We start from the raw sequence: 11,041 nt of genomic DNA, 5'->3' as shown, positions 1-11,041 counted from the left end.
TATAAAAATTTCCCTACCTTGGCCCATCTGGCCAGGCAAACACTGCCGCTTAGCGCGAAGTGACCAGGTAAGTGATAGCCCGGCATCAGGAATAAAGATCCCTGATGCCAGATTAAAAGAAAAGCTAATAATCGTTTTCTGGAGTTAGGCGTTTAACGGATCATTGTAGGTGATGTAAGCGACGAGGTCATTGCTGTCGGAGAACTGCGCATCAGCGAAGCTAAAAGTCTGTCCACCCGGAAAAACGAAAGTCCCTATGCTGGTTGCGGGCACATCGGTTATCTCTGTAGAAGCAAATTGAACCCGTTCGTTGATAAGGTCGGTCATTTTTTTTATGCCAAGCATGAAATTAGCTACACCGCTACTTGGCGGCTGTTGACCGTTGACGGCAACTGTCTGTGCGGGACTGCTGAAAACAAGCGCACCACCCTCCCCTGCATTCAGCTGGTAAACATCGGTATAGGTCGTATCAATGTAATTGCCACTCCACTCAGTCAAACTTGATTCATATTTAACAGAAGCAAAAACCACCAGCTGCTGGACGATAGTGAGCTCATTCCCACTTACCGTTACGGCCATGGTATAAGTTATATATGATTTAAACTCATAATAGGTCAATAATCCGTGATGTCCACAGCTAGCTTCAACCATTCCACTATTGAACGAATAATTAATTATGTTACCTCCTGACCCTACCGTGTAGGCTGGAGCGGTGCCGGGCACAAGGTAATAATTGTAGTACATATCCAGGCCGCTGTAATTGAGTGCCATGACCGGCACATTACAGTTTGCCTGGACAAAAGGCGCTAGCAGACTGGCAAAATATGGCGTAAAAACATCATTACTGATTGCTACTGCACCGTCATATTGAGCCCCATCCCCACCACTGTCTATCCAGTTCCACTTGATACCCGAATAATTCTGCGGCGGAGCTGTTGTGCCCTGGTTACATAAATAATTCAAAGTACTCAGGCCCATTGTGGATGCACTTGCAGGATTATATTCATCGAAAACCAATGTCAGCGATCCTACGGTTAGCGTGGATGGCTCCAGATTGGGATTGTTCTGCGTGATCGTATATCCCAGTACAGACAGTCCCTGATTGATATCGTTCTCAAAAAGTTCCTGAACCATAGCAGGCGTGATCTGATTGGAAACACCAGCAGGAAAATTGTTTGTAAAGGTTGGTACAGTTGTGAAAACCGCACTGGAAAAATCAAGGAATAACTGCTGGATACTAAACATATCCGGTCCAAAGTCATTGATTTGGTTGGTAACATTGGATGGGACGTTATTACCATTTGGAGGGACTGTGATGGAGCTCAAAGGCACATTGAGTATGATGGCCCAGACCGTTTGTACAGGTTGGTGTTCATTGTTGAAAGCATAAGAGCCTTGAAAGCCCCATGTCGGATACACAACTTGAAACTGCTGGCAAAGTAAAGTAAATATTGCTGTATTCGTATTGGACGAATTAATTGCCAGTATAGGAGGCAAAACAGGTAAGTTGTTTGGGTTTTGCGCGCCAGGCATGGCCATGCCTGGAGGGATACCTAGTTGTATCTGTATTCCGCAGACAAAATGAGATTGCTGCATATTGGTAATGTCCGCTGTTACAGGATCCCCACTTATCCAGCCAGGAACATTAAAAGGATTTGTTCCGTTTGTTCCGCCTGGGGCAGCTTGATTCATTAAATCCTCAAGTGAAATCAGTACGTAGGGTTGGTTGGCACCACTTTGTGTCCAACACAGGCTGATAAGTGGCAAATCCGTTCCGGATAGATACTCAAACATAGTTGCATTGATGGCTTCAAGCGTTGTGGCAACGGTAAAATTAACCGAAGAGCCGAGATTAGATGATGTGATGCTCATAGATAAAGCGATAAGTTTCCTACTCGATTAAAGGCTTTTCGGTTACACCTTCGCTTTTACCGCCTCCGCGCTGGCCCCGTTTTTAAAAGTGGCTTCAGGACTCCACTTCCATAAACTTAACGAGACAGACGATTGTAAAACAAATTAGATCACGTAAGCAATATAAACTTACATAATATAAAGATGAATTGATTTTTTTTGATAAGCAAATAAATTGGTCGAATCAGACATCTTTTTTTCGTCTGAGACAAAGTTGTTACGCTGAAAATCAACTATTTGAGCAAAAGCAGAAAATAACAAAGCTTCTGGACTAATTACTTAACAGCAACTTAATATAACAGGACATTGTTGATTCATTGCTATCAATGGCAACCGAGATAAAAGGGTCCGAAAACTGTAAAAGCGAGTCTTGCCATTTCAGTTTGTTTCTGATCACTTCCGTGAAGTTCTGATCGAGTTTTACCTCGGATTCTTTTATTTCCTGATTATAGTCGATGATGCCCTGAGAGATGTTCCCTAACGCTAAATCAAAAGCTGTTTTATCAAATTCCTGGTAAATCAGGTCCAGTTTATGTTTTTCCTTCAGGTAAAACCTCACCCCGTTTTCATTGGAGAACTTAAACAGTATGCCCACATTGATGGCTTCCCTAGTCAGGATAGAGTGGCAATACTGTAAAATGATGTATGCAAAAGTATTATTCATCCAACAATGATTTTAATGCTGTATCAAACCGAAATCTATTTTGCTTGATGGCTTCAAGGTAATCAACCGCCTGATGGTATTCCTGGATAACAAAACCGAATCCTGTCAGTTGGTTGAGATATGGACTGAGGAAAGAAAACTCGGTGGCTCCGAGCTTCATTATAAAATCATCAAAAACTATTGACTTTTTATCAATATCCAAATCTTTCAAAAGCCTGTGGAACACATGCATATAATAATAGGTGTGGGTTTTAGTCCTTATCAACACATCTCCTAAAGGATCTTTTCTAAATTGAAAGCTAGATTCGAAATCAATAAGATAAGTTAAGCCAGAATGTATCAACAGATTTGGTCTTTTGAAACTCCGGTCCGTATTTCTGATCATGATATCGAATGCAAAAAGGGAAGGAATTTTGATGTTGTCCATAACGGCCCTGGAATGCAGAATGCCGTCAAAAAAACAAAAATGCGGATATAAATATTCAGTTCCGAAGGCAATCTTAATTTGCAGGGAGTTAAACCGTTCAAGTGCTTTACCATTTAAAATTGAAGATTCGAATGAGGAACCGTTGATATCTATCAAAGCGCAATGGGGAACGTCTAGGCCAAACTGTCCCGCAAGCACATTTCCCATCACTTCTCGGCTTAGGGCATCGCCTTCAAAATGTTTTTCGCGGTCGAATAACTTGATAACATACGGTTTTACCTCACCATCTGCGTTTACAAGGACCAGCCACGGAGCGGTTTTGCTCCCCTTGACAACCCCCTGGAAGGATAAAGCTTTATAAACCTTTAACATAAAAAATCATAAGCTGGCTAAATTTATCTTTCACGACCTGGTCGCCTTTATAATGCGGAATGTTGCTGGCGGATGATAACAGTCCTGCATTTGGGTAACGTAATCATTGGATTCAGGAAACCAATCATAAAAGGTAGACCACTTTACCGTTATGGAGAGTATTAGTTTTCCGATCAGAATTTCCGGACATTTGCTGGAGTCATAAATATCAATTCTAGCTGTGCAGTCTTCTTTCAAATCTTCTTTGTTAATTGCCTCAATGATAAAACTGTCATCACAATTAATCACCTGGTCTGGAAGTGTTTCGTGTTTAGCGAAATCTTCCCCATCCAATATCCAAAATCCATTCACACATGGAAATATGGAAAGTCTTACAGCCATCCCTTTAGGAATAATGGTAGCGTGGATTTTTTGTAATCTGAACATATAGAAAGCGTATACTGCAATATAATAAAAAAAAGACTTATTCTGTAGTTTTAAATAACGTAACGTTTTATGTGAACAATATTTTAATATACCAATATGTTAAGGCTCTCCAAGTATTTAAAGCAGTAAGCATTAAAATTTTTCAGTTAAAGCCGGAACATTAGTATTCAATTGTTATTGACAAAAAAGTAAATTCATATTCCTGGCCATTTCCATCAAATGGCCTAGGTCAAACCTTTGAGGGCAGTCGATCGAGTCCTTCATTACTTTGGTCAATACTCTTTCGCATCTAAAATCTTATTAAGAGGATGAAAGAACAGTCCCATATTCCGGCTTAAAGATCTCCCAGAAAAAGGTGCTCAGCTAGTCTTTGCAATTCCAGGAGGCAGAAACTTTAAGTATTGAAAACTATATCAGCTTCTTGAATTACTTTTTTTCCATAACAGGGATAAGCAGCGATACCTACCCAGCACTTTTAACCTAAGAAACTATAAACCAGGATATTGCCTATCTAGCAAGAAAGCAGCTATAACTGATCGGATTGCAAACCTGAAAGCATACCTCGGTGATGTCGATAAAACCTATTTAGAAAATTCGCCCGCCGACACCTCAATACAGGTTGATCCCGAATATATTGCAGCGACCGGACACAGTTAAACAGAGCTGGCATTAAAGAAATACATCATAAAACAATTGAGCAGAATTGGTAGAAACAAATTTGACCGCAGGCCTTGATGTTTGGTGTGGGAAGATGTACTATATATATATCCTATTCCGAGGCATCATTTATAACCATTGGAAATTTTATCTGTATGATAAATAATTAAACCACCATTGCTTTCTTAAAGGGATCGGGTGTTTCAGCAGAAATATCGAAGATGACCTGATATTATCGGAAGCTATCAGATCTTCATAATTATGATGGTTGTGAAAATATTTTATTCCGCCTTAATAATCGGCAAACAAATTGTTGCTATTGTACCGTGTTCATTATCGCCCAAATGGATGTCGAAAGTTGCTTTGTAAGCTTGATTTTGTTTATTAATCATATCTATCCTTTCCGAAATAGATTTGAGTCCAATTGATTTTTCTTTTATACCTTTCGGAAGCAGTGGTTTTGTCTTTTTGCGATAACCCACTCCATTGTCTGTAACGATTATACAAATATGGTCTGTTTCTAGATTTAAGTCTACATCCAAATGTGCTTCTGGCTGTGGAGACTCAATCAGCCCATGTAAAATGGCATTTTCGATTAAGGGTTGGATCAGCATTGGCGGCAAGAGTAACTCTTTTAGTTCAAGGTCCTCATTAATATTAAAGGTATAACTGAAAGCATTATCATAACGCATCGCCTCCAATTCTGTATAAAGCTTAATAGCCTTCCATTCCCGGTCGGCGGTAACGAGGCTTTTGGTTGAATTTTCCAGAATTAGACGGCTTAAAGCTGCAAACTTTTGGATCAATCTGGAAGCCACCTTTTTATCATTATCCATAATATAAGACTCGATAGAATTTAGCACATTAAAAATGAAGTGAGGATTCATTTGTGAGCGTATGGCTTTCAGCTCACTTTCAGACAACTGGTTCTGATAGCGCAATTCACTATTAAGCTGGGCTGCCTGCTGCTGCTGCAGTGTATTTTTAAACCGTAACTGCCTGATCCTGTACTTATTGTATAAAAACAATAAAACAGAACTTAACAGCAGCACAACGAGTATTGCATAAAGCCATAACTGTTTCAGTTCCAATTTATTCAGTTTCTGCTGTTGAGAGAGTTGTTTTACCTTAACAGACTGAAGCTTTCCGTTATTGATAGAGATTAGCAATTGCTTCTGTCTTTCTTCCTTTTCCAGTTTTTCGAACTGCAACTGCGCTTGTTGAAGACTTCTTAAACGCATACTGGCACTCAACTGTTCAGCGTTTAAGGCCAGTTGTAACCGCTGCTGTTTCATCTGCTCATCGGCTAATACCTGCTGCTGCTGATAGGTTACTTCCTTTTTATCAAACTCATATTGTATGCCCAACCTGGCTATCTCATCTCTTTTTTTACTGTTATCAATGCTATCTTTAAAAACCACATATTGCTTATAATATAAAAGTGCACTATCAGTCAATTTAAGTTTTTCATATAATCTGCTTAATCCCTCACTGGCATCTTTTTGTATTTCAGGTATTTTTAGATCCTGTCCAACTTTTAATGCTTCCAATCCGTAAAATTTTGCTTGTTCGAGGTCTCCTTTTTTGGCGTAAGCTTCTGCAACATTCTGCATATTAAAACCTATGCTTTTGGCATTTCCCAATGATTTGTTTAGGGCGATGGCCTTTAGCCCGGAGTTTAAGGCCTGCTCATATCTTCCACTCTGACTGAAATAAGCCGCCAAATTCCCAGTTTCACGGGCATAGCTTACTTTATCACCTATCGAATCCGCTAATTTCATGGCCTTATCTGAATAAAAAATAGCCTTTTCAAAGTTTTTTTGCTTATTGTATGCGTATCCGATATTTCCCAGGGAGGGTATGATACCTAATTTATTATTCAGTTTTTCATGAGATGCGATTGCTTTCTGAAAATGATTGATTGCTTTAACATAATCCTTGGTTTCCATATAAACCAATCCTATATTGCCATAAATGGAAGCCAAATCCCGCTTTCTATCCCTGTAATTTACGGGATTGGTTTCAGGGATCTGGCTCAGTATTTTAGTGGCTTGTTGGTAATAATTCAAAGCTTGCGGAAAATTAGACTGATAAAGATAAATAGTGGCTAAACTGGAAAGATCACCAGCCATTCCATAGGCATTTTTATCAGCCCTATCTTTAATCAATGCAGTGCTTAATGCCGATACTCCCTCTGGAAATCTTCCAAGCATATTTAAAATAATTCCTTTTACCCTATAGCTACTTGCAACTATAGCAAAACCTTTGATGTTGCTTTCGAAAGATAGGATCTGATCAATATAACCCAAACTCCTTTTGGGATTAGAATTTATTAAGCTGGCAGCAAGAAAAAAAAGATCTTTTGCTTTTTGATCATTATTAGAAAGATTTCCGAGCACCGCCCTTTCAAGCGAATCGATTTTCTTCTGTTGAGCATATCCCTTAGTATTTACAATACCAATAACAATTAAGGCAAGGCTAATGCTATATAAAAATTGAAAAAGAGACTTCATCCTTTTAAATATTAAACTGCTAACGGACCGGTTACCCAAAATAACAGAAAATTAATTGGATAGTTATTCCCCTTCCCTAAATGAGACTGGGCATCCACTCACTGTAAAGGGTGCTTCACAGAAAAGATTATTCTTGCCCCATTTTTTCTCCTGCTGCTACAGTGACCGGCCTTCGTTTTCCGACTTTTTTAATCCCGGCATTCCCTCAGCCCATCTACCTGTTCACTCATCCATCCTTCTTCTCCAATCATTGTGAAAAAATACCTTTTACGGACTAGCTAAACTTGTATCAGCAAAAAGGAAATAAATATTACATCATCCAAAAAATACAACCATGAAAAATTTAACCATCGCGATTGCCTGTTGCATTATACTTGCTATCGCCTGCAAAAAAAACACTGATCAAACTCAGGAAGTAATTAAAGGCGATCTGAAAGAAACCATTGAAACTGTAAACGGCATTACCTATAAAATCTTTACCAACAAAGATGCCACAACTTTTAAAGGCATTTTGGTGATGGGCAGCGGCAACGATGAAAACAATCCTAACGAAGGCAGCTTAGACGGTGCAGCAGAAACGGCCATCTGCGAAAAAGCAGCCACTAACGGTTATGCCGCAGCCATTGTTAAATACCGTAGAACCCCTGGCAATACCAACTCCGAGACCTGGAATACCAGTGCAAAAATGATCGGAGAAGATTATGATAAATGTATTGTAGCTATAGCAGGTAAATACAACATTAGCAAAACAAAGGCTGTGGTTGGGGGCTATTCTTTCGCCTCATATATGCTCTTCAGTGACATATCAGCAAATAACACACTTAGTTATTGCAAAGGCGTACTGGCCGCGTGTGGGGGTAGCGGCGCCTGGAATGCACAGAATTTTAAGGTTCCAATTTTCGCTATTAATTGCAGTGGCAACAATGAAGGAGAGTATTACGGAAAAAGCCTTTACGACCAAATCCCGGCAAATTCGCCAATTAAAGCCAAAAGTGAAGGCATAACAGATAACGGTTGCAGTACACACTGTGGTGGAGACTGGACTGATAAAATGTATAATAAGATGGTGGTTTGGCTGAATTAAGTAGAACCAATAACAGTCAATTCCAGATTAAAACATTGCATAGAAAAATTAAATCTGATCTCATGAAAAACTTAACCTACCTCACTACCGCAATTCTGTTACTCACTTTTAGCGCCTGCAAAAAGGAAAAAATTAAAAAGGAAGAACCTAAAGCTACTATTGACATTAAACAGTATTTTATTTCTGGAACTTACCTCCGAACTATCGGGAATAAAAATTTCGAACATCCCTATCTGGTTACTTTTGAAGAAAATGGCCAGGCTAAAATTTACGATTGGGGCGCGGTGAGCAATATCGCGGTGAATTATACCTTCGAAAATAATAAAATTACGGTTAATTATGGAGGTGCCAGCAATTGGGTTTTTACCATAGCCGACGAAAACATCAGCAAAGCTGAAGGCTTACAACAATATTACCTGAGCAGCAACCTTTATAAAATACCGGGCACCAATCAATTTACGGGTAATTGGTATAGCGGCATCATGATGAGCAGAGAAAACGGTTCTTCGATGTTTTTCTCCTACAAGTTCACCGATAGCCAATATCAGGAAACAGTGCACATTTCCGCTACCACTTATACTTATACAGCCATTAAAAATGTAATGGCCATTGCTACAGAGAATGGTATAGCCAGGTATTTTCTGGCCCTCAATGGCAAACTGATGGTTAGCAGGTACAACTTCGGTGTAAATCCGCCAGCAAATTTTTTCTTCGCGGCATTTACTAAAGATCAATAGTTAAACACTCTATAATAGAAAATTATCAAACCTTAATTAAAAAAACATGAAAACATTAAAACTTATGCTAAGCGTCCTGATACTGATGGCGCTTTTCGCTGCCTGCAAAAAAGGCACGAATGATCCTGACGATCCAAACAATCCTGAAAACATCCAAAAAGTAAGCACAGCGGATCTTTTACCTTATTACATCGTTGCAGCACGTAAAACCGGCGACCAGAAGTTGGCAGTAATGACCTTCACGCAGGAGGGGACTGGGCTGAAAGTTAACCTGCACCGCCAGGGCTACTTAAGAAGTATGACTGCAGATGTTGCCGAAAATACGCTGACTTTTGATCTAGACGGAACAGGAACCTACACCTACCGTTTTGCGCTGGAAAAGAGTGCATCAGGGCAGTTGACACTAAAATCTTACCAGTACACTGATAAGGGCAATACCGCCCAAGGTTTTGAATTCGCTGTCCTGGCAAACACCAATACTGCTCAAAATTATGAAAACGCCGATTTTAAGGCAGGGGCTCTACTTTTCAGGTTTACAGGTACGAAAACAATTGACTGGGACATCAAAGAAAGACAGATCGGAACAAAATATTATCCACCTCCAATTAACCAGGTCTTGCCGATCATGGCTGTTACTCCCGAAGTATCTGTACCCTATTATGCCCTGGCCGCCGGCAGTTTTAAAGCCAACAGCGATTTCATCGGTGCCATGGTACCCAGCTGGAAAAATATCAATAGTCCTCTTATGGTTATAGAACGGAACAACATTACCTATCAGGCCAATAAACAATAATTCATCCACTTAAAAAAACGAATAAAATGAAAAACTTTAAAACCATCATGAAAATGCTCATCATATTGGGCGTTTTCTTTACCCTTTCTTCATGCAAAAAAGATAAAGAAGAAGGCGAAGGAGCAGGAACAATAGCCGGAAAATTTGACTACCAGAACAGCAGCAACAACATCAACTCCGGAGATTATAGGGGCGGAAATGGCGATGGCGCGTGGCTTTATTTCCTTACGCCAGAATTTAACTCGGTTCAGATCCGTTTTAAAAATCTTGGTAACTATGTAATTCCGATCGGTTCATTCACCTATAAAAACGGGGCGCCTTACAACACCGCCACAAATTTTGCCGGAGGCGCGGTAACCATAAACAATGTCACTGACGAGATTAATGGCGGCAGTGTGGTAATTTCCAAAGATGGAGATAAGTACAACATTACATTCAATGCTACTACCGCAAAAGGCCCGTTAAAAGGAAATTATACCGGTGAACTGAAAAAAATCTAATCAGATCAATCATGAAAAACCTGAAATCATTCGTTCTCCTAATGTTCCTGCTGCTAGCGGCAGGAGCAATTATGTCCTGCAAAAAGAAGGATAAAAGTGGACCCACCGATACCTGCGGCATCCCGGATCTGCAATTAACTGCCTCTGTTGATGTGTCAAATCCATGCGGCCTTGCCGTATCTGCAAGTGGGAAAGTAGCCATTACAGAGTATAAACAACCTTATGGCTCTACCGGAATAACCAAAGTCTGGAACAGCTACAGTGATCTGCTGGCAAAGAAAGCACCTGCCCAAAGCTTTCAAAGTGTGGGTGCCGAAGCAATCGCTTTCGACAATAACGAAAACCTGTACATTACAGAAACCGAGCAAAATGCACGGATCGTAATTTATAAAATGGCTACGGTCAATGGAGTAAAAACCTATCAGTACTTACGTGTTATCCAGGAGGGTTTTGTTAATCCCCGGGGAATTGCTTTTGACAGCAAAAACCGTCTATATCTTGCAGATGATGGTAAGGATCGGTTACTACGTTTTAATGACCCTTTAAACAGCAGTTCCATGAGTGTTGTGGCTGGCGTATTCGGAAGTCCGAAGGGACTGGCCATTGCTAACGACACCCTGTACCTTACCGGCTACAGCAGCGATCGCCTTTACAAATATGGATTAACAGCAGCAGGCGGCCTTGGTAAAAGTGTGGTGGTAAGTTTACCAAAACTGGTTGATGTGGCAACTTATGGAAATATTGTTGCAGGTGCCTCACCGGGCAACAAACGTATTACGCTTTTAAACAGTAACCAGATCCAAACATCTGAAGTTACTTACAGCGGCTGTACCAAAACCCTCTCAGGCACGGGTGATATTTATGGTTTAGCCTTCGTAAAAACAACAACAGGCTACGGACTCCTGGCAGCGCATTATAACCAGAACAAAATATTATTCTATCAACCTTAATCCTACA

Annotated in this window: 10 protein-coding genes; 5 read left to right on the top strand and 5 right to left on the bottom strand. The window is 40.2% G+C overall.

All coding sequences use genetic code 11. The features are described from left to right. Positions 1-144: 144 nt before the first annotated feature. The 5 genes from EZ456_RS04115 to EZ456_RS04095 all read right to left on the bottom strand — a co-directional run bounded on the left by EZ456_RS04115 (position 145) and on the right by EZ456_RS04095 (position 6,970). Positions 145-1,872, bottom strand: a complete 1,728-nt coding sequence (locus EZ456_RS04115) for a hypothetical protein (RefSeq protein ID WP_131527576.1) — start codon at positions 1,870-1,872, stop codon at positions 145-147. A 310-nt stretch (positions 1,873-2,182) separates the two neighbouring features. Continuing rightward, the gene (locus EZ456_RS04110; protein WP_131527574.1) at positions 2,183-2,575 is read right to left on the bottom strand and encodes a DUF3037 domain-containing protein; all 393 of its coding nucleotides are present in this window, start codon (positions 2,573-2,575) and stop codon (positions 2,183-2,185) included. Continuing rightward, a complete protein-coding gene (locus EZ456_RS04105) occupies positions 2,568-3,374 on the bottom strand; it encodes a HipA family kinase (protein WP_131527572.1) in 807 nt (268 codons plus the stop codon). Before EZ456_RS04105 ends, EZ456_RS04110 begins: the two co-directional genes overlap by 8 nt. Positions 3,375-3,404: 30 nt before the next feature. After that, positions 3,405-3,800: a hypothetical protein gene (locus tag EZ456_RS04100; protein ID WP_131527570.1), complete on the bottom strand. Its 396-nt coding sequence runs from the start codon at positions 3,798-3,800 to the stop codon at positions 3,405-3,407. Positions 3,801-4,738: 938 nt separating this feature from the next. Then, positions 4,739-6,970, bottom strand: a complete 2,232-nt coding sequence (locus EZ456_RS04095) for a tetratricopeptide repeat-containing sensor histidine kinase (protein ID WP_131527568.1) — start codon at positions 6,968-6,970, stop codon at positions 4,739-4,741. Positions 6,971-7,304: 334 nt separating this feature from the next. Between EZ456_RS04095 and EZ456_RS04090 the strand changes: the two genes are divergently transcribed. The 5 genes from EZ456_RS04090 (at position 7,305) to EZ456_RS04070 (ending at position 11,034) form a co-directional block, all read left to right on the top strand. Next, positions 7,305-8,054 carry a hypothetical protein gene (locus tag EZ456_RS04090; RefSeq protein WP_131527566.1) on the top strand — a complete coding sequence of 250 codons (750 nt, stop codon included), beginning with the start codon at positions 7,305-7,307 and terminating at the stop codon, positions 8,052-8,054. Positions 8,055-8,116: 62 nt separating this feature from the next. Next, positions 8,117-8,791, top strand: coding sequence for a hypothetical protein (locus tag EZ456_RS04085; RefSeq protein WP_131527564.1), 675 nt, complete (start codon positions 8,117-8,119; stop codon positions 8,789-8,791). Positions 8,792-8,837: 46 nt separating this feature from the next. Then, a complete protein-coding gene (locus tag EZ456_RS04080) occupies positions 8,838-9,584 on the top strand; it encodes a hypothetical protein (RefSeq protein WP_131527562.1) in 747 nt (248 codons plus the stop codon). A gap of 26 nt (positions 9,585-9,610) precedes the next feature. Continuing rightward, on the top strand, positions 9,611-10,084 hold the full coding sequence (locus EZ456_RS04075) for a hypothetical protein (protein ID WP_131527560.1): 474 nt from the start codon (positions 9,611-9,613) through the stop codon (positions 10,082-10,084). Between the two features lie 11 nt (positions 10,085-10,095). Continuing rightward, entirely contained in the window at positions 10,096-11,034 is a 939-nt protein-coding gene (locus EZ456_RS04070; protein ID WP_131527559.1) for an NHL repeat-containing protein, read from the top strand. The last annotated feature ends 7 nt before the right edge of the window (positions 11,035-11,041 follow it).

This window comes from Pedobacter psychrodurus, from assembly GCF_004331735.1.
Classification (GTDB): Bacteria; Bacteroidota; Bacteroidia; order Sphingobacteriales; family Sphingobacteriaceae; genus Pedobacter; species Pedobacter psychrodurus.
The sequence above is the reverse complement of the archived record's forward strand: the minus strand, read 5'-3'. Positions and strand labels throughout refer to the sequence as shown.